Raw genomic sequence first — 18440 nt, 5'->3', positions numbered from 1 at the left:
CTGATTGATGCGCTAATAGAATTTGACTTTATTCGTTATTCATTTATATCTGGAATCCTGATTGGATTACTTGCACCATTAATAGGAACTTTTATCGTTGTAAGAAGACTGTCATTAATAGCGGATGCACTCAGTCATGTTACACTTGGTGGTATCGCATTTGGTATGTTATTGACTAAAGTATTGGCATTTACGATTAATCCTGTATGGACGGGGATATTATTTTCAATTGCAGGTTCACTTATGATCGAAAGATTACGAAGTGTCTATAAACATTATCAGGAGCTTGCAATTCCGATAATTATGAGTCTTGGTATCGGATTGAGTGTTATATTTATTTCTTTTGCAGATGGTTTCAATCAGGATTTATTCGGCTATTTATTTGGAAGTATCAGTGCAGTAACGTTCAATGATGTTGTAGTCATCTTTTCTATTTTTATAGTCGTAGTGTTGTTTATTGGACTGCTGTACAAAGAATTATTCATCCTTTCATTTGATGAAGAATATGCTTCGATTATTGGCGTGCCAAGGTATGTACATATTTTGTTTATGCTTATGGTCGCGCTTGTTATCTCTGCATCTATGCGTGTCGTGGGAATACTGCTAGTATCTAGTTTAATTACGTTACCTGTCGCTAGTGCCATGCGACTGACAAGAAGTTATAAAGAACTGATGGTATGGAGTGTCGTCATCGGTGAATTTGCTGTTATTGCTGGTTTAGTAACAGCATTCTATCTTGATATAACGCCAGGCGGTGTTATTGTCATGTTACTTGTAGCGATTTTGATATTATCGATTATAATCAAGAAAAATAAAGAAAAAGCAGGTAGTTTAAATGGAAATTAATGATGCAATTCAAATATTGAAGGACAATGGGCACAAATATACTGACAAAAGAAAAGATATGATTACTCTTCTGCATGATAATAGTAAATATTTAAACGCTAAACAGATGCAGCAAGCTCTGAACGATAAATATCCTGGTATTTCATTTGACACAATTTATCGCAACCTACATCTATTTGAATCATTAGGGATTATAGAAACAACTGAGTTAGAAGGAGAGAAGAAGTTCAGACTTGCCTGTAGTCATCATCATCATCATCATTTTATCTGCAGGCATTGTGGAGATACGCGTGTTGTGGAACATTGTCCAATTGAAATATTTAAGGATGAACTTCCGGATGTTGAAATAGAAAGTCATAAAATTGAACTCTATGGATTATGTGAAAAATGCAAATAAAAAAGATGCCTCTCGGCATCTTTTTTATTTTGTATTAAAATGTTGTTGAATAAGTCGATTCGTTTCAATCCAGGAGTGCACACGAAACACATCTTCAGGTAACTCTGCCTGGTTGTATGGTGTATCAAACAGATAGACCGGAATATCAAGCGCCTGTTGAATATCAAGTGCATTATCAAGTTTATCTTCAAAGAAAGCATCTACCTTTAGATTGCGCGCCGCTTCAATTTTATTATGCGAACCTGTAAGTTCGATATGGTGATAGGGGATATTATGTCTATCAAACCAATCATAGGTGATATCTGTTAGTAAAGTATGTCTTGCACTGATAAAGAATAGCTCAAATTGTTCTGACCACTGTCTTAATATTAAATCCGCATCTTTATGCACAGGCGAATCTTTATATAAAGCACGCTCGTTTTCTTTGAACCACTGTGCAACTTCATCATTGCTAATGCCTAATACAGTTGTTAGTTCGTATGCAGTAATATCTTCGTACTTAAAGTGGGGGTTAAAGGATTTCTGAAGATATGGGACAAGTGCTGTCGGACATGTGACAGTACCATCAATATCAATGCCAAATCTTATTTTATTTTTCTGCATTCGCTAACTTTTCTGCTTCCTGTTTTTTAAAGTATTCTTCAGCAAGTTTGTCGATTTCCATCTTCAATTCTTCAACCATTGTCTCTTCAGGCACTTTTCTTACCGTCTTACCTTTCATAAACAATAATCCTTCTCCACGTGCCCCTGCGATTCCAATATCAGCTTCTCTTGCTTCTCCCGGGCCATTTACAGCACACCCTAATACTGCGACTTTGAGCGGTGCTTTGATCGTTGAAATGTATTCTTCAACTTCGTTGGCAATTGAAATTAAGTCGATTTCAATACGACCACAAGTAGGACATGAAATAAGCGTTGCTGCATTACTTGCCAGACCGAAAGATTTCAGTAGTTCTCTCGCCACTTTAACTTCTTCTACAGGATCTGCAGATAATGAAATACGTAACGTGTTACCAATACCTAAACTCATAATTGCACCGAGACCTGCTGCCGATTTTACAGTCCCTGCAAATAATGTTCCGCTTTCTGTAATACCTAAATGTAGCGGATAATCAAATGCTTGCGCAGCTTTTGTATATGCCTCGATTGCTAAGTTAACATCACTTGCTTTCATCGAAACGATAATATCATGGAAATCCAGGTCTTCTAATATTTTAATATGATGCAGTGCACTTTCCACCATACCATCTGCTGTAGGATAACCATATTTTTTCAATATATGCTTCTCAAGCGAACCTGCATTTACTCCGATACGAATTGGAATACCTTTCGCTTTACAAGCTTTTACAACTTCTTCAACTTTTTCACGGCGACCGATATTTCCGGGATTGATACGAATTTTATCTGCGCCACCTTCAATTGCGAGCAATGCAAGTTTATAGTCGAAATGAATATCGACGACTAATGGAATATTAATTTGTTTTTTGATTTCTGCAATTGCAAGTGCATCTTCTTCTTTAGGACAGGCTACACGGACAATTTGGCATCCCGCTTCTTCAAGACGTTTGATCTCTGCAACTGTAGCTTCAACATCATGTGTCTTCGTTGTCGTCATACTTTGGATTACAAGTTCATTTGAGCCCCCAATAGTAAGATCACCGACTTTAACCGGGCGTGTATTTTTTCTATGTGTAATTTCAGGCATTATAATTCTCCTTCATAATTTAAACTTATTAATTACTATCCTTACTAGAATAACACTTCTATTATATAGTTGGAAATCAAATTTGTTTAGCTTTATGCTTGTTTTTCGGTAGATTCTTGATAGTTACTAGGTTAAGTATTATTAAAGCAATCCATGAAGCTATTGTTAAGACGACAGAGTTTAGGATAATACCGAACAGCAATATTAAAGTAGGCAGTGTGAGCAAGAATGTATTGATTTTCAGCCAGTTCATATAGCGTGATTTTTTGTTTGATTTATTTGAAATGATATGGCTGACTATGCTTATGATGATAATCTTTAATATAATAATTACATATTGGGAACTGATTATCAGTATTGCCAGGATGAAGAAATAAAAATAAATCGAGTCTGTAAATGTTTTAAGAAACTGAATCAATGTCTCCTTATCCTGGAACATATTGATGTTTGAATATTTTACACGTGAGCTTTTACTGATTAAAATTTCATCCTTATCTAAGATGATAAAGTTTGAACGTGGCTGTACATTTTTTTCGGTGAAAAATAAAGTGACTGCACTCAGTTCAATCTGCTTTTCCTGTGAAAGGATAAGCGAGTGATCTACAACTTTAAAATCTGGAATAGCAGAAAGTTCCTCATGACTAATATGATTAATAGACTGAAATGTTTGAAAATAATTAATCATTGCTGGCGAAGACATGGCTATTGAAAGTATCAATATATGTAGTAAAATATATCTCATCTTGACAATTCTATATAAAGGATATCGTTTTGGCTGGAATAAACGTTTTAGATGTTGTTTATACAATGGATTACCTCCTGACTTCTATTATTTTATCAGAAATCGTCTCAAAATAAGCAAACTATTTGAGAACATTCGATGAAATTGATACTATTTAATTGTAAACAATTTTCGTAAAACACAGGAGGATGATTTATTATGGCATTTGAACTACCAAAATTAGAGTATGCATATGATGCATTAGAACCACACATCGACAAAGAAACGATGGAGATTCACCATACAAAACATCATAATACTTATGTAACGAAATTAAATGATGCAGTGGCAGGTACGGAGTTTGAGAATGTATCTATTGAAGATTTAATGAAGAGAATTGATGAAGTTCCTGCAGATAAGAAAACTGCTGTAGTTAATAATGGCGGTGGTCATTATAATCACTCATTATTCTGGACATTACTTGCTCCAGGTAAAGAAGCAAAAGGCGAAGTTGTTGATGCGATTGAATCAAAATTTGGGTCTTTAGATGCATTTAAACAAGAATTTGCTGATGCTGCAGCTGGTCGCTTCGGTTCAGGCTGGGCATGGTTAGTTGTTAATAACGGAGAGCTTGAAGTAACTTCAACGCCAAACCAGGAGAATCCATTAATGGAAGGTAAAACACCAATCTTAGGATTAGATGTTTGGGAACATGCTTACTATTTAAACTACCAGAACAAACGTCCAGATTATATCGCAGCATTCTGGAATGTTGTTAACTGGGACAAAGTAAACGAATTATACTTAGCAGCGAAGTAAAGTTTTTAAAACACCGTTCTTATGAACGGTGTTTTTTTATGTTTATTATAGAAAACTGACAGCATTTCATATATTATAGAAGGATAATGTATCAATGGGGGATTTTTTTTGAAACGTGTTAAACAGGAATCCAATGAACTAAAGCAAAAACGAATGACTAATCGAAGAATCGGCGTCATTTTTATGGCAATTGTTTCCTTGCTTATAATTCTTGTATTAAGATTAGGTTATTTGCAGATTGTAAAAGGTGAAGCGTATCGACAGGCAGTAGATAATAATGAAAATATTGAAGTCAATGAATCAGTACCACGTGGAAGAATTTATGATAGGAATGGTAAACTACTAGTCGATAATATATCAAAAAAATCAATCACATATACAAGAGATCGTATGACGACGAGTAAAGAAATATTAGTCGTTGCAAAGAAACTGCAAAAGATAATTGATATGCCAACAGGGGCACTCACTCAAAGAGATAAGCAGGATTTCTATATATTGACGCATAAAGAAGCGATAGATCAATTGATGAAGAAAGAGAATACGTTACTTAAAAATGGAGAAATTACTGAAGAGACTTATAACACAGCGCTCTATAAAAAATTAACGGAACAGCAAATCAATAAACTATCGAAAAAAGAACTGCAAGTCGCTGCAATTTATAGAGAAATGTCTAGTGGCAGCCAATTAAGTCCACAAATAATAAAGAATGAAGATGTTACAGAAAAAGAATATGCATTGGTATCTCAGAACCTAGGGGAGTTACCGGGCGTCAATACGTCTATGGACTGGGATAGAAAGTATTTATATGGTGATACGCTGCGTACTCTGTTTGGTCGTGTATCCTCTAAAGAAGAAGGATTACCTAAGGAACTTACAGATTATTATTTAGCGAAAGGGTATTCTAGAAATGACCGAGTTGGGCAAAGCTACCTAGAATATCAATATGAAAATGTCCTGCGCGGTAAAAAGAAAAAAATGAGGTATATTACGAATAAATCAGGTAAGATTATCGATTCAGAAGTCCTCGCAGAAGGGTCCAGAGGAGACGACCTCGTTTTATCCATCGATATAGAATTGCAGCTCAAAGTAGAAAAATTAGTCGATAATAACATTCGAAAACTGAGAAGCATGGGTGCTAGAGATATGGATAAAGTACTGGTCGTTGTACAGGATCCTCATAATGGAGATATATTGGCGTTAGCAGGCCGTCAGATTGATAAATCAGGTAAGATAACCGATTATCATTATGGCACATTCACTTCACAATATGCAGTAGGGTCTTCGGTTAAAGGTGCTACGTTACTCACAGGATACAGTAATGGCGCAATTAATGTCGGAGAGACGATGACGGATGAGCCGTTAGTATTTAAAGGTGGGATACAGAAACGTTCTTATTTTAACCAAACTGGGAGTCTTGCTATTAATGATAAGCAGGCATTGATGCACTCATCAAACGTCTATATGTTTAAGACGGCGCTCAAACTTGCTGGACTCGATTATTCATCTGGAATGAGCTTACCAGATGATATAACTGAGGCAGGGCAGAAATTAAGAAAAGGTATGAACCAATTTGGTTTAGGTGTAAAGACAGGCATCGATCTGCCGAATGAAGTGACAGGACAAACTGGTATTCTAAAAAATAATCCAGGGAATTTTCTGGATTTAGCAATTGGACAGTATGATACATATACACCATTACAGCTTTCTCAATATGTATCTACAATTGCTAATGACGGGTATCGTATTCAGCCGCATATCGTCAGAGAAATTAGAGGAGCGTCTAAAACAGGTAAAATAGGTCCGATTAAAAGTCACTTTAATGGAAAAGTGTTAAATAAGATTAATAATACAGATAAAGAAATTGAACAAGTAAAGTCTGGTTTCGAAATGGTCTTTAACCAAGCAGAAGGGACAGGATATGCTAGTTTTAATGATACTGCTGTTAAAGCTGCAGGTAAAACAGGTACAGCTGAAGTAACTCAAGATGGTGAAGCTCGAGTAAATTCAACATATATAGGGTATGCGCCAGTGAAAAAACCTGAAATGAGTTTTTCTATCATTTATACGAATCAGCCAGTACCACCTCCATGGTTACCAGGTGGAGATCTAGGTAAAGAAATTATCAATGAATACTTTAAAGATAAAGAAGCAGCCGATAAATAGTCGGCTGCTTTTTAATTTGTGCGTTCTTTACAAAATATTTACAATACATTCACTCTAAATTAACAATAAATCTATATAGTTAGAAATGTAATAACAAATCAAAAAATTTATTCGTCTTTATATTAGGAGGATTCTTAACAATGAAAAAGTGGCAATTAGTAGGATCAACAACTGTTTTAGGTACTGCATTATTATTAGGTGCATGTGGTGGTGCAGCTGAAAATTCTGACTCAAAGAGTGAAGATAAAGCCACAGACACAGCAGCTAAAGATGTTAAAGGTGAAGTAAATGGTGACGGATCGTCTACTGTAGCTCCTGTTACTGAAAAAATTAACGAGCAATTCAATGCTGAATATCCAGATGTTACTGTTTCAATCGGTACTTCAGGAACTGGTGGTGGTTTCGAGAAATTTATCGCTGGAGAAACAGATTTCTCAAATGCATCTCGTGATATTAAAGATGAAGAGAAGAAGGCACTAGAAGATAAAAAAATCGAGTATACTGAATTCAAAATTGCAAGTGACGGTTTAACTGTTGCAGTTAATAAAGAGAATGACTTTGTTGAGTACTTAACGTTTGATGAGTTGAAAAAAATCTATTCTGGTGAAGCGAAAACTTGGAAAGATGTTCGTGCTGACTTCCCGGCTGAAGAAATTAAAGCATTCTCTCCAGACCAATCACATGGTACTTACGACTTCTTCAGTGAAGAAGTTTTAGATAAAGGTGAAATTACAGCTGAGAAAAATGCTGATACTAACGTTATCGTTAAATCTGTACAAGATAATAAAAACGGTGTTGGATTCTTCGGATATAACTTCTACCAAGAAAACAAAGATAACTTAAAAGCGGTTAAGATTCAAAAAGAAGGTAAAGGTGAAGGTGTTGAAGCAACTGAAGAAACGGTTAAAGATGGTTCATACCCATTAAGCCGTCCTTTATATATCTATGCGAAAAACGAATCACTTAAGAGTAATGAAGCATTTAAAACATTTATGAAGTTTACTCTAGATAATGCTAAAGATGCTTCTAAAGAATCAGGTTATGTGCCTTTAGAAGATAAAGTTTACGAAGAAGATCTAAAGAAATTAGAAGAAGTTAAATAGTTAATAATATATAAGAAATTTTTCAGGGACGAAATTTTTCGTCCCTTTTTAAAATGAAGGAGTCAATGCTATGGAAAATAAAGTATCTGTACAGGAATTGATTCAGCAGCGTCAAAGTAAAGGTTCTAAAAATATTATCGAGAAATTTATCCCGATAATACTTGCTGTAATTGCATCTATTTCTATATTAACTACAATTGGGATTCTGATTACATTATTAACTGAGACGATTACTTTCTTTACAAGAGTATCATTCAGTGAATTTTTCCTTGAGAAGACATGGAATGCTTTCGGACAGGATCCAAAATACGGAATTATCTCTTTAATTTTAGGAACATTGAAAGTAACACTTATTGCGACAATTTTTGCTGTTCCGGTTGGATTAGGCGCAGCGCTTTACTTAAGTGAATATGCAAGTGACAAAGTAAGAAGAATCATTAAACCAATTTTAGAGATTCTTGCAGGGATTCCAACAATTGTATATGGATTTTTTGCATTAACTTTTGTTACACCGATGCTTCGTTCTGTTTGGACAGACTTAGGTTCATTTAATGCAATCAGTCCTGGTCTAGTCATCGGTATTATGATTGTGCCAATGATTGCGAGTCTTTCTGAAGATGCGATGAGTGCAGTACCACAAGCAATTAGAGAAGGGGCGTTAGGACTAGGCTCAACCCGATTAGAAACGGCGCTTAAAGTTGTGTTCCCAGCTGCCTTATCTGGTATTTTAGCATCAATCGTCCTCGCTGTATCACGTGCAATTGGTGAAACGATGATCGTATCACTTGCAGCAGGTAGTTCACCAGAATTCTCATTAGATTTTACAAATTCATTGCAGACTATGACAGCATTTATCGTACAAGTTGCTACTGGTGATGCAACATTTGGTTCAGATATTTACTATAGTATCTATGCAGTTGGATTTACATTGTTTGTATTTACATTAATTATGAATATGATTTCACAATGGATCACAAACAAATTCAGAGAGGAGTATTAGAATGGAATTAATTAATCAGGAAAGAGTCGCGAAAAAACTCTCTGGACGTCTGACTAAAAACGCGATAGTTAAGTTTATTTTCTTCTTATGTACGATTATCGGATTAATTGTTCTAGCAATGCTTCTTTTTGACATTATCAGAAAGGGTGCAGGTTATCTAACACTAGAGTTCTTTACGAACTTCTCCAGCACTACACCTTCAAAAGCTGGTATTAAAGGGGCTTTAATCGGTACATTATGGCTTATGATGACGATTGCGCCGATTGCAATTACTCTAGGAGTTGCGACAGCTATTTATATGGAAGAGTATGCTAAAGATAATTTCTTTACACGCTTTGTTAAAGTAAATATTGCAAACCTAGCGTCTGTACCATCTGTAGTATTTGGTTTATTAGGATTAACACTATTCGTTCGTGGTGGCGGAATAGAAGCACTTTCATTAGGAAAATCTGTTTTAGCTGCAGCATTGACGATGTCTCTTATGATTCTGCCGGTTATTATTGTATCGTCACAAGAAGCAATTCGTGCAGTGCCAAATGCCATTCGTGAAGCATCTTTAGGATTAGGTGGAACGAAATGGCAGACGATAACGAACGTTGTACTTCCGGCGTCTATTCCTGGGATATTAACTGGAACGATTCTTGCACTATCCCGTGCAATTGGTGAAACAGCACCATTAGTAGTTATTGGTATTCCGACGATCTTTATGAAAACACCAGATAGTATTATGGACCGTTTTCAGGCTTTACCAATGCAAATCTTTACTTGGGCGAAATTGCCAAAAGCAGAGTTTCAGTTTGTATCATCAGCGGCGATTATCGTGTTACTTATTATTTTAATTGCAATGAACTCAATCGCTATATTTATCCGCAATAAATATCAGAAAAAATTCTAGCTCATTTTTGAGAGGAGTCAATATAATGAATTCAAAAGTAAACGTTATTAATAGAAATGAAACTTCAACTGAGAATAAGAAAATTGTTGCTGAAAGTCAACCTGCATTAACGAATAATGAAGATACGATAGTTACAGGTGAGACACCAAATCCAAATAATCGTAAGATCGTTTATCAGACAAGAAATTTAAATCTTTGGTACGGTGACCATCATGCTTTACAAAATATCAATCTTGATATTTTAGAGAATGAAGTAACTGCAATTATCGGGCCATCTGGTTGTGGTAAGTCGACGTATATTAAAACGCTCAATCGCATGATAGAATTGGTCCCTAGCGTGCGTACTTCAGGTGAAATTCTTTACCGTGGGGATAATATCTTTGATAAAAGCTATAAAGTTGAACATTTAAGAACCCGTGTAGGAATGGTCTTCCAAAAACCAAATCCATTCCCAAAATCTATCTATGATAACATTACGTATGGTCCTAGAATTCACGGTATTACTGATAAGAAAATATTAGATGAAATTGTTGAAAAATCTTTACGTGGGGCTGCAATCTGGGATGAGACGAAAGATCGTCTGGACAAGAATGCTTACGGCTTATCTGGTGGGCAGCAGCAACGTGTCTGTATCGCACGATGCTTAGCAATTGAACCAGATGTTATCCTGATGGACGAGCCTACATCAGCATTAGACCCAATTTCTACATTAAAGGTGGAAGAATTGGTACAGGAAATCAAGGATAAGTATTCAATTATCATTGTTACGCATAATATGCAGCAAGCTGCACGTATCTCTGATAAAACCGCATTCTTCTTAAATGGATATGTAAATGAATATGATGCAACAGATAAGATCTTCTCTAACCCAGCTGATGAACAGACTGAGAGATATATCTCAGGAAGGTTTGGTTGATATGAGAGAGATTTACGAAGAAAGTTTACAGCATCTGGAGGCAAGTGTTCTTAAACTGGCTGATGAAGTATATAGAGCAATCGAAAAAAGTATCAATGTACTGAGTGATAGTGATAAAGCGATGGCTAGAGAAATTATCGAACATGACCGTGTTATCAATTCGATGGAAAGTGATATTGATGACCAGATAATTAGTTTGATTACAAAGCAGCAGCCAATCGCTACAGATTTAAGGGTTATTCTTTCTTCAAGTAAAGTATCATCTGAACTAGAAAGAATGGGTGATAATGCTGCCAACATTGCTAAGATTCGTAAACGTGTGAAGATTGAAGATGCATATATTCTCACGCGTCTGCAAACGATGGGAAAGCTTAGTATGATGATGCTCGCTGATTTAAAGGAAGCCTATGAGAGTAAAGATGTTAATTTGGTTAAAGAGATTATTGAGCGTGATAATGATATAGATGACTTATATAAAGAAATCATCAACAGTGCTTACTTAATTGATAATGATCCATATATTTCAGGTCAGGCCCATTTAGCAGGTAGATATCTCGAGCGCATTGGTGATCATATTACAAATATTGCGGAAAGTGTTTATTTCACGATTACTGGTGAAAGATTTGCCTAAATCACAAATTTACACTAGATAAATCATGCTTCTCATGGTATTATATAAAAGTCGTATGGATATTTAGAAACGTGAGGAGGGAACAACTATGCGCGTTAATGTTACTTTAGCTTGTACTGAATGTGGTGACCGTAACTACATCACTAAAAAAAATAAACGTAATAACCCAGAACGTATTGAAATGTCAAAATACTGTGCAAGAGATAATAAGAAAACTTTACACAGAGAAACTAAATAATATTTTAAACAGACACATTTTGTGTCTGTTTTTTTGTTAAATCATAAAATTTTGATCAGTTTATTGTATAATTATATATGGGTGATGTTATGACTAAGAAAGAGTTAAGGAAGGCAACGATAAATCAGTTAAAATCGTTAACAGACAAATACACTAAAGAAAATATGATCATTGAGAAATTAATAAAGCACCAAGATTTTAAAGATGCGGAGTCTATTGGTATAACGTTATCAATGGATCATGAGATGGATACACGATTTATTATCCGTTATGCACAAATGCTTGGTAAGACTGTATTTGTTCCAAAGTGTGATTACAGTAAACAACAAATGTATTTTACGTACTTTACATCTGCGGAAGATATAGTTGAAGATCGTTTTGGAATTGATGTGATGAAACATGATGACGGAAAAAATGAACAGCCAGCACTTCTTATTGTTCCTGGTGTACGTTTTGATGAATCAGGATACCGTATAGGTTATGGTGGCGGTTATTATGATAAATATTTAAGTACGTATGAAGGGCATACAATTAGTCTTGTATTTGAAGCGCAGATGGGAGAAGTGATCATTGAGCCACATGATATTCCCGTAGCGTATATCATTACTGAAGAAAGAGAATGGCATACAGGTACGAAGCAATGATAGAACAAAAAAAGATATGGAGAACGATTTATGAATACACAAAATACAGTGGTTTTGAGTACTTTACACACGGAGAAGCAGAAGACGATATATGGCTGATTAATAGAAAAAAGGGTATCATTAAAAGGGTTATCCTAAAAAAAGAGACAGCACAGTCCACACTCTTTATGGTACAAAAAATTATGGATCATTTTAATGATATTGAGGATACAGTAGGTCATATAATCAATAGATTTGAAATTATTCTCGTAAATCAGACAAATCATTTTCAGGATAACATGCCGAATCATATATTTATCGAACAGTGTAATGACGAGAGCGATTTAAAGCGCCTATTTGGACATCCATATCAGAAGATTACAGGCAAGAATAAGGATAAGGCAATTAAAACGTATAAGAAAAGTGTATTAAATGGAAATATGATTGAAAATGCAATCAGAAAGTTTTCCCCGCTGACATATTTAATTATGCTGCTCAATGTCGTTATTTTTATTCTTATGAGTATCGTTCAACATATTCATAAAGTAGAAATGATAATTGATAAAGGAGGGCTGACACATTTTAATTTTGTGCATGGAGATTACTATAGGATCATTACTTCTATCTTCATACACTTCGATGTGCAGCATCTGCTTTACAATATGATGACGCTTTTTATATTTGGTAAGCTTGTAGAATATTTATATACGCGCTGGCAATATTTATGTATTTATTTTATAGGTGGTATTATTGGTAATCTGATTTCTTTGACATTTGATAATATATCGATATCTGTAGGAGCCAGTGGTGCCATCTGTGCGCTTATCGGAGCACTGATGAGCCATTTGATATTCAGTGGAAAATTCGAGAAAAAATTTCTCATACAAACTTTTATCGGCATTCTTATCTTCTTAATTGGCAGTGCAATCTTTGAGAACGTAAATCATTATGCACATTTTGGTGGATTATTTGGTGGATTGTTCATTGCTTCAATGTTTTTTATTTATCGATACAATAAAAGATATTTCTATTATATGGCACTCGGCCTGGTTGTTATTTTAGGATTACTCATCATCAATATTTTTTCCGAGCGTGAACATCATATATACAATGAATATGCTAAGCAATATTTGATGGAAGGAAAAGATAGTGAGGGCATTGAGATTATTCGCAAGACCATTGATAGAGGCTATCAGAATGATGAAACTTATGTACTCTATGGCCTGTGGAAAACAAAGGATGAAGGTTTATCAAGTGGTTTGTTAGTCTGGTTAGATGCTCTGAAAAAGTATCCTAATAGTGAACGGCTGAACTTTCAGCTTGCATTAGCATACCGAGCAATGGATAACTACCCGAAAGCAGAGAAATATATTGATAAGGCCATTACAATCAATAAAAAGGAAGAATATATAAAATTAAAGAAAGAGATTCAGGAATTCAGGTGAGAAAATGAAGAAATTCTATGATGTACAGAAACTATTGCAAAAATTTGGAATTATTATCTATTTTAAAGATGAAAAGAATACGTTAGCGATGATGGATGAAGAGTTAAAGTCATTGCATGATGCAATGTTAATTGATAATGAGACTTATATCCAGGCGCGTTTACTGATCAATCAGAGAAGGATGAATAAACTATGATTTTAGCAGCAGATATAGGTGGAACAACTTGTAAGCTAGGTATATTAGACTCAAACCTTAATATTATTAAAAAATGGGAAATTGTTACGAATAAAGAGGATAACGGAACACATATATTAAAGAACATTTATGATTCATTTATTAAACATTTAAGTGATGTAAATTTAAACATTAAAGACTGCATAGGTGTGGGTCTCGGTGTTCCGGGTCCGGTAGATTTTAACAATGGCATCATCAATGGAGCGATTAACTTAAACTGGCATGGTAAGATCGATATTAAAGCGCAGTTTGAAGCATTAAGCGGATTGCCAGTATATGTAGATAATGATGCAAATGTAGCAACGCTCGGTGAAAAATTTCGAGGAGCAGGCAGAAATGAGTCTGATGTCGTATGTGTAACGCTAGGTACAGGCGTAGGTGGGGGTATCGTCAGTAATCATGAGCTTATTCACGGATTCAATGGTGCAGCAGGTGAATTCGGGCATATTACTGTAGATACGAAGCAGAGATTTAAATGTAACTGTGGAAAACATGGCTGTCTTGAGACGGTTGCAAGTGCTACAGGGGTCGTAAATTTAGCTTATCATTATTATGAAGAGCTTCAATTCAAGACGGTGATCGAAGATGCAATCAGAAATAAAGAGCTTCAGGCAAAGATGATATTTGATGCCGCAAAAGCAGGGGATGAGTTTTCGGTATATGTGATTAAGAAAGTAGCGAAGCACCTCGCTTATGCATTTAGCATTATCAGTGTCATGACAAATCCTAAGCACATTATTATTGGTGGGGGGGTCTCTAAAGCAGGACAGTTTCTTGTAGATCATATCGAACAGTATTATAAAGACTTAACATTCCTTCCAGCTTATGAAGGAACAAAGATTGTAACTGCTGAGCTAGGCAATGATGCAGGGATGATTGGTGCTGCAGGTTTAATCAAAATTTATATTCTAGGAGAGAAAATATAATGGCGATAATAGATGTTGTAATCATACCGATGGATGGAAAATCTATCAGTATCAGTAAATATGTTGCGGAAGTACAGAATATACTTGAAGCGATGAAACAAGAGGGAAAGATAGATTATCAACTGACACCGATGAGTACATTGATTGAAGGAGAGCTTCACGACTGTCTCGTAGCATTAGAACGCATTCACGAATCTCCGTTTCAGGCAGGGGTTGAACGGGTGTGTACGAATATTAGAATTGATGATCGAAGAGATAAGCAAAGAAAGATGAATGACAAGCTTGACGCTGTAAAGAAACATATGCATTAAAAAAAAGACATCGAATGATGTCTTTTTTTAATGGTGTAAAATTGGATATCCATAAGTGAAGATTGTTGCTAACGAGAAGAATCCAAAAGACAAAGTTGCAAGTAGACCAAAAATGATGCCTAATACATTTTTAGACTTTAATGAACTTAATAGTGCTTTTATTGAAAATAAGAAAACTAAAAACATTAGAATCGCAAAAATATTCACACCGATGTGAATTTTTACGCCAAAAACTTCAAATAGTTCGCCCGTGTTAATAAATGGCATAGTATAACCCCCATGATTTTCTTTTGTTATCATTAATATTGTATAATTAAAGTATATATTTGTCGAGTAAATTTTAGGAGGAATTCAGTTTGAAGAAAAAGAAAATTGCTTTAGGTATGATTGAAACGAACTGCTATATATTAGAGAATGAACAAGAAATTTTAATCATTGATCCAGGAAATGAAGCGGATAGGCTCATCGCTACAATCGGTAATACAGATAAAAAAGTAATTGGTGTGCTGCTGACACATGCACATTTTGACCATATTGGAGCAGTTGATGCAATATGTAGCTATTATCAGTGTGAAGTTTATATGTCTCAAATTGAGAAATACTTTTTAACAGACCCGCTTAAAAATGGTTCAGATAAATTCAGTCAATACGGAATAGAATCCACAATAGTGAAGCAACAGCCGAAATTTATGGATAATGGTTTCCATCAAATCGGAACATTTAGTTTTGAAGTACGACATACGCCAGGACATTCGCCAGGGAGCTTAAGTTTTATATTTAAGAATTTTGCGATTGTTGGTGATACTTTGTTTAAGGAAGGTATCGGAAGAACAGATCTTTATCAAGGAGATACGTCGCAATTACTCAATAGCATCGAAAGGGAATTACTTTCATTAGATGAAGCATTCATCATTTGTCCGGGTCATGGTCCTGAAACGACTGTCGGATATGAAAAAACACACAATCCATACTTATAGAAAAAAACCTTCCGATTCCGGAAGGTTTTATTCGTGGTGGCCAAAGCTTGGCTCTAATAAAAATGTAGAATAATAAGTGAAGCCTACGAAACACACGATTAAGTATGCTGCAAATATATACATGTACATTCTTTCTGATAAGTTTAAGTATCCAAGTAATACAAAAAATCCTGTTTGAGCAATGAATACAAATGACATCATAGACATTCCGCCTACATAGAACATTACTGCAAAGATTGCTGTCCAGAACCCTAAAGTTTTAAAAACCTTATCCATTTGGCAATTCCCCCTAATTTCAGACTCTTCATATCACTTATTATTATAAAGTTAACGATAAGATAAGTAAACCTTAATTTTACGAAATTTGTAACATCCAATTTTTTCTTTTTTATTTGTAAATTTAGATAAATTTATTTATTTGTATGATATTAAATAGCTTAAGAAGAAAGATCAAGAATAAGCTTATATGATAGATGAGGAGGTAGAGATGGAGAGATTATTCAATGAAATAATAGAGCAGGCAATTTTACAAAGTGCATCAGATATACACTTCATTCCTGGTGATAAAAGCATATCTATTAAATTTAGGATACAAGGTGATATTGAAGACTATAGCGACATCGACGATATATTATTTAGAAAACTACTTTCATATATTAAATTTACAGCACATCTTGATGTATCAGAAAAGAATAAGGCCCAGAGTGGCATAATACATTTTAACCTGAATAACTTACGATACAATATTCGCGCATCTACTTTACCTCGGTCATTAGGTGATGAAGCATGTGTATTGAGGATTATCAGACAAAGTTTTATAGATGAATATCAGACAGATGATCAAATATTGTTCAATCAAATGAAAAAATCAAGCGGTATAATTATCATTAGTGGACCAACTGGAAGTGGTAAAAGTACATTAATGTATCAACTTGTACATTTTGCGAAGAATACATTGAAACGACAAGTAATTTCAATAGAAGATCCTGTAGAACAGCATATTGACGGTATCATACAAGTTAATGTTAACGAAAAAGCAGAGATAACGTATCAAACCGCGATAAAGGCAATCCTTAGATGTGATCCAGATATCATTATGCTAGGTGAAATAAGAGATTCAGTCGTAGCCCAGCAAGTTATCAATGCAGGGTTAAGCGGGCATTTAGTTTTAACGACATTACATGCGAATGATTGCATCGGCGCATTATTTCGACTTAAAGAAATGGGAATTAATGCTGTTGATCTATATCAAAGTATTAATTTAATTATCAATCAAAGACTTGTAAAAAGAATAGATGGAAAGGAGCGTGTTTTAGCCTATGAATTTTTGACAAAAAAGGATATTGAAAAATATTTAAAGGATAAACATATAAACTATAGAACGCTGGCTGACATATTTAAGGAGATGTATGAAACAAATCAGATTTCACAACATGAATTTGAAAAATTTGATCTATAAAAATCGTCTGAGAATATATCACAAAGATTTCTTAATCAGAATTTCTGAAATGACAAATAACGGATTCACTCTTTATGAAGCAGTCTCTTTCTTGAATACGCAATATATAGAAATTGAAAAAGAGATAAAGGAAGAGGCATTAAAATTACTTGAATCAGGAAAGCAGTTATCCGAGTTGCTCGACTACTTTAACTATAGTGATGATATTGTAATGCAGGTACAGTTTGCTGAGCGGTACGGTGATGTAAATATGACATTGGGACGATGTTACGATTATTTAGAAAGTAAAGCAAGGCTTGCCTCACAACTTATAAAGACAATTCAATACCCTCTTATTTTAATCCTCATATTTATTGCGCTTATATTTACAGTAAACTTAACGGTACTTCCTCAATTTCAATCTATGTATGACACTATGGATGTAGATGTAGGGACAGAAATAAAAGTTATGACTGCAATTTTATTTTCTCTACCTTATATCATCTATAGTTTTATACTATTATTCATAGCACTTATTTTAGCTTATGCTTTCTATTTTAGGAAACAGTCTGTTGCTGGTCAGCTTAAAATATTATATTCTGTACCGCTGATTAAAGATTTGTATCGCTTGTACATTACCTATCGCTTTAGTGAAATGCTTTCTTTCTTTCTGTCCAATGGTGTGATGATGAAAAGAATATTGCAAATATTATCGTCACAGAATAAGAATGAAACCTTTCGATACATTGCACTCATGATCAATCATAAGCTTTTAGAAGGTAGACCGCTCCCTGATGCTGTCAAGGAGTTGAATATATTCGAGTCTTCACTTGTTCAATTTATGGAGCATGGAGAGCGAAATTCAAAATTAGATAAGGAACTAAAATACTACAGTGAATTTATATTTGATCGATTTCAACATCGATTATTACGCTGTATAAAAGCAATTCAGCCAGTAATTTTTATGATATTAGCATTGTTAATTGTGACCATGTATCTCGTCATCATATTACCGATGCTACAAATGATGGAAGGTATAAAATAAGGAGGA

The 18440-nt window shown here is 34.7% G+C and carries 23 protein-coding genes; 18 read left to right on the top strand and 5 right to left on the bottom strand.

The window, feature by feature from the left end; genetic code table 11:
• Complete coding sequence (locus ACZ2V4_RS02440) at positions 1 to 846, top strand: metal ABC transporter permease (RefSeq protein WP_165980776.1); 846 nt, start codon at positions 1 to 3, stop codon at positions 844 to 846.
• Positions 836 to 1243, top strand: coding sequence for a Fur family transcriptional regulator (locus ACZ2V4_RS02435; protein ID WP_219492154.1), 408 nt, complete (start codon positions 836 to 838; stop codon positions 1241 to 1243). Before ACZ2V4_RS02440 ends, ACZ2V4_RS02435 begins: the two co-directional genes overlap by 11 nt.
• Positions 1244 to 1267: 24 nt before the next feature.
• Here the strand turns inward: ACZ2V4_RS02435 and ACZ2V4_RS02430 are convergent, their stop codons facing one another.
• The 3 genes from ACZ2V4_RS02430 to ACZ2V4_RS02420 form a co-directional block, all read right to left on the bottom strand.
• Positions 1268 to 1846 carry a 5' nucleotidase, NT5C type gene (locus ACZ2V4_RS02430; protein ID WP_219492152.1) on the bottom strand — a complete coding sequence of 193 codons (579 nt, stop codon included), beginning with the start codon at positions 1844 to 1846 and terminating at the stop codon, positions 1268 to 1270.
• Entirely contained in the window at positions 1833 to 2939 is a 1107-nt protein-coding gene (gene ispG, locus ACZ2V4_RS02425; protein WP_174804805.1) for a flavodoxin-dependent (E)-4-hydroxy-3-methylbut-2-enyl-diphosphate synthase, read from the bottom strand. The genes ACZ2V4_RS02430 and ispG overlap by 14 nt, the downstream gene beginning before the upstream one ends.
• 85 nt (positions 2940 to 3024) lie before the next feature.
• Complete coding sequence (locus tag ACZ2V4_RS02420) at positions 3025 to 3756, bottom strand: DUF1189 family protein (RefSeq protein WP_219492149.1); 732 nt, start codon at positions 3754 to 3756, stop codon at positions 3025 to 3027.
• Positions 3757 to 3888: 132 nt separating this feature from the next.
• Between ACZ2V4_RS02420 and ACZ2V4_RS02415 the strand changes: the two genes are divergently transcribed.
• The 13 genes from ACZ2V4_RS02415 (at position 3889) to ACZ2V4_RS02355 (ending at position 14974) form a co-directional block, all read left to right on the top strand.
• A complete protein-coding gene (locus tag ACZ2V4_RS02415; RefSeq protein WP_219492147.1) occupies positions 3889 to 4488 on the top strand; it encodes a superoxide dismutase in 600 nt (199 codons plus the stop codon).
• A 153-nt stretch (positions 4489 to 4641) separates the two neighbouring features.
• Positions 4642 to 6651 (top strand): peptidoglycan D,D-transpeptidase FtsI family protein, encoded by a 2010-nt coding sequence (locus ACZ2V4_RS02410; RefSeq protein ID WP_490514488.1) that lies wholly within the window; start codon positions 4642 to 4644, stop codon positions 6649 to 6651.
• Between the two features lie 140 nt (positions 6652 to 6791).
• Positions 6792 to 7754, top strand: a complete 963-nt coding sequence (locus ACZ2V4_RS02405) for a PstS family phosphate ABC transporter substrate-binding protein (RefSeq protein ID WP_419894984.1) — start codon at positions 6792 to 6794, stop codon at positions 7752 to 7754.
• Positions 7755 to 7824: 70 nt separating this feature from the next.
• Entirely contained in the window at positions 7825 to 8754 is a 930-nt protein-coding gene (pstC, locus tag ACZ2V4_RS02400; RefSeq protein WP_219492141.1) for a phosphate ABC transporter permease subunit PstC, read from the top strand.
• 1 nt (position 8755) lies between these two features.
• Complete coding sequence (gene pstA, locus ACZ2V4_RS02395; RefSeq protein ID WP_219492139.1) at positions 8756 to 9649, top strand: phosphate ABC transporter permease PstA; 894 nt, start codon at positions 8756 to 8758, stop codon at positions 9647 to 9649.
• 25 nt (positions 9650 to 9674) lie between these two features.
• Entirely contained in the window at positions 9675 to 10565 is an 891-nt protein-coding gene (gene pstB, locus ACZ2V4_RS02390; protein WP_458620048.1) for a phosphate ABC transporter ATP-binding protein PstB, read from the top strand.
• Entirely contained in the window at positions 10558 to 11196 is a 639-nt protein-coding gene (gene phoU, locus ACZ2V4_RS02385) for a phosphate signaling complex protein PhoU (RefSeq protein ID WP_257886416.1), read from the top strand. Before pstB ends, phoU begins: the two co-directional genes overlap by 8 nt.
• 88 nt (positions 11197 to 11284) lie before the next feature.
• Positions 11285 to 11434: a 50S ribosomal protein L33 gene (gene rpmG, locus ACZ2V4_RS02380; RefSeq protein ID WP_041636027.1), complete on the top strand. Its 150-nt coding sequence runs from the start codon at positions 11285 to 11287 to the stop codon at positions 11432 to 11434.
• Positions 11435 to 11523: 89 nt separating this feature from the next.
• A complete protein-coding gene (locus ACZ2V4_RS02375; protein WP_211517715.1) occupies positions 11524 to 12078 on the top strand; it encodes a 5-formyltetrahydrofolate cyclo-ligase in 555 nt (184 codons plus the stop codon).
• On the top strand, positions 12054 to 13502 hold the full coding sequence (locus ACZ2V4_RS02370; protein ID WP_490514470.1) for a rhomboid family intramembrane serine protease: 1449 nt from the start codon (positions 12054 to 12056) through the stop codon (positions 13500 to 13502). The genes ACZ2V4_RS02375 and ACZ2V4_RS02370 overlap by 25 nt, the downstream gene beginning before the upstream one ends.
• 4 nt (positions 13503 to 13506) lie before the next feature.
• Entirely contained in the window at positions 13507 to 13698 is a 192-nt protein-coding gene (locus ACZ2V4_RS02365; RefSeq protein WP_490514469.1) for a YqgQ family protein, read from the top strand.
• Entirely contained in the window at positions 13695 to 14663 is a 969-nt protein-coding gene (locus tag ACZ2V4_RS02360; protein WP_413474511.1) for an ROK family glucokinase, read from the top strand. Before ACZ2V4_RS02365 ends, ACZ2V4_RS02360 begins: the two co-directional genes overlap by 4 nt.
• Entirely contained in the window at positions 14663 to 14974 is a 312-nt protein-coding gene (locus ACZ2V4_RS02355; RefSeq protein WP_086038848.1) for an MTH1187 family thiamine-binding protein, read from the top strand. The genes ACZ2V4_RS02360 and ACZ2V4_RS02355 overlap by 1 nt, the downstream gene beginning before the upstream one ends.
• Before the next feature lie 27 nt (positions 14975 to 15001).
• Here the strand turns inward: ACZ2V4_RS02355 and ACZ2V4_RS02350 are convergent, their stop codons facing one another.
• Complete coding sequence (locus tag ACZ2V4_RS02350; protein WP_219492126.1) at positions 15002 to 15241, bottom strand: DUF2759 domain-containing protein; 240 nt, start codon at positions 15239 to 15241, stop codon at positions 15002 to 15004.
• Between the two features lie 89 nt (positions 15242 to 15330).
• Between ACZ2V4_RS02350 and ACZ2V4_RS02345 the strand changes: the two genes are divergently transcribed.
• Positions 15331 to 15951 carry an MBL fold metallo-hydrolase gene (locus ACZ2V4_RS02345; RefSeq protein WP_219492123.1) on the top strand — a complete coding sequence of 207 codons (621 nt, stop codon included), beginning with the start codon at positions 15331 to 15333 and terminating at the stop codon, positions 15949 to 15951.
• 27 nt (positions 15952 to 15978) lie between these two features.
• Here ACZ2V4_RS02345 and ACZ2V4_RS02340 read toward each other — a convergent pair whose 3' ends face one another.
• The gene (locus ACZ2V4_RS02340; RefSeq protein WP_041636023.1) at positions 15979 to 16227 is read right to left on the bottom strand and encodes a DUF2626 domain-containing protein; all 249 of its coding nucleotides are present in this window, start codon (positions 16225 to 16227) and stop codon (positions 15979 to 15981) included.
• 211 nt (positions 16228 to 16438) lie between these two features.
• Here ACZ2V4_RS02340 and comGA point away from each other — a divergent pair, with 211 nt between their 5' ends.
• The gene (gene comGA, locus ACZ2V4_RS02335) at positions 16439 to 17410 is read left to right on the top strand and encodes a competence type IV pilus ATPase ComGA (protein WP_219492120.1); all 972 of its coding nucleotides are present in this window, start codon (positions 16439 to 16441) and stop codon (positions 17408 to 17410) included.
• Positions 17361 to 18434 carry a competence type IV pilus assembly protein ComGB gene (gene comGB, locus ACZ2V4_RS02330; protein ID WP_490514468.1) on the top strand — a complete coding sequence of 358 codons (1074 nt, stop codon included), beginning with the start codon at positions 17361 to 17363 and terminating at the stop codon, positions 18432 to 18434. The genes comGA and comGB overlap by 50 nt, the downstream gene beginning before the upstream one ends.
• Positions 18435 to 18440: the final 6 nt, after the last annotated feature.

The sequence above is a fragment of the Macrococcus sp. CoH-51_TC_04 genome (assembly GCF_058188655.1).
Note: the sequence above shows the minus strand (reverse complement) of the source record. Positions and strands in the feature narration are given on the sequence as shown.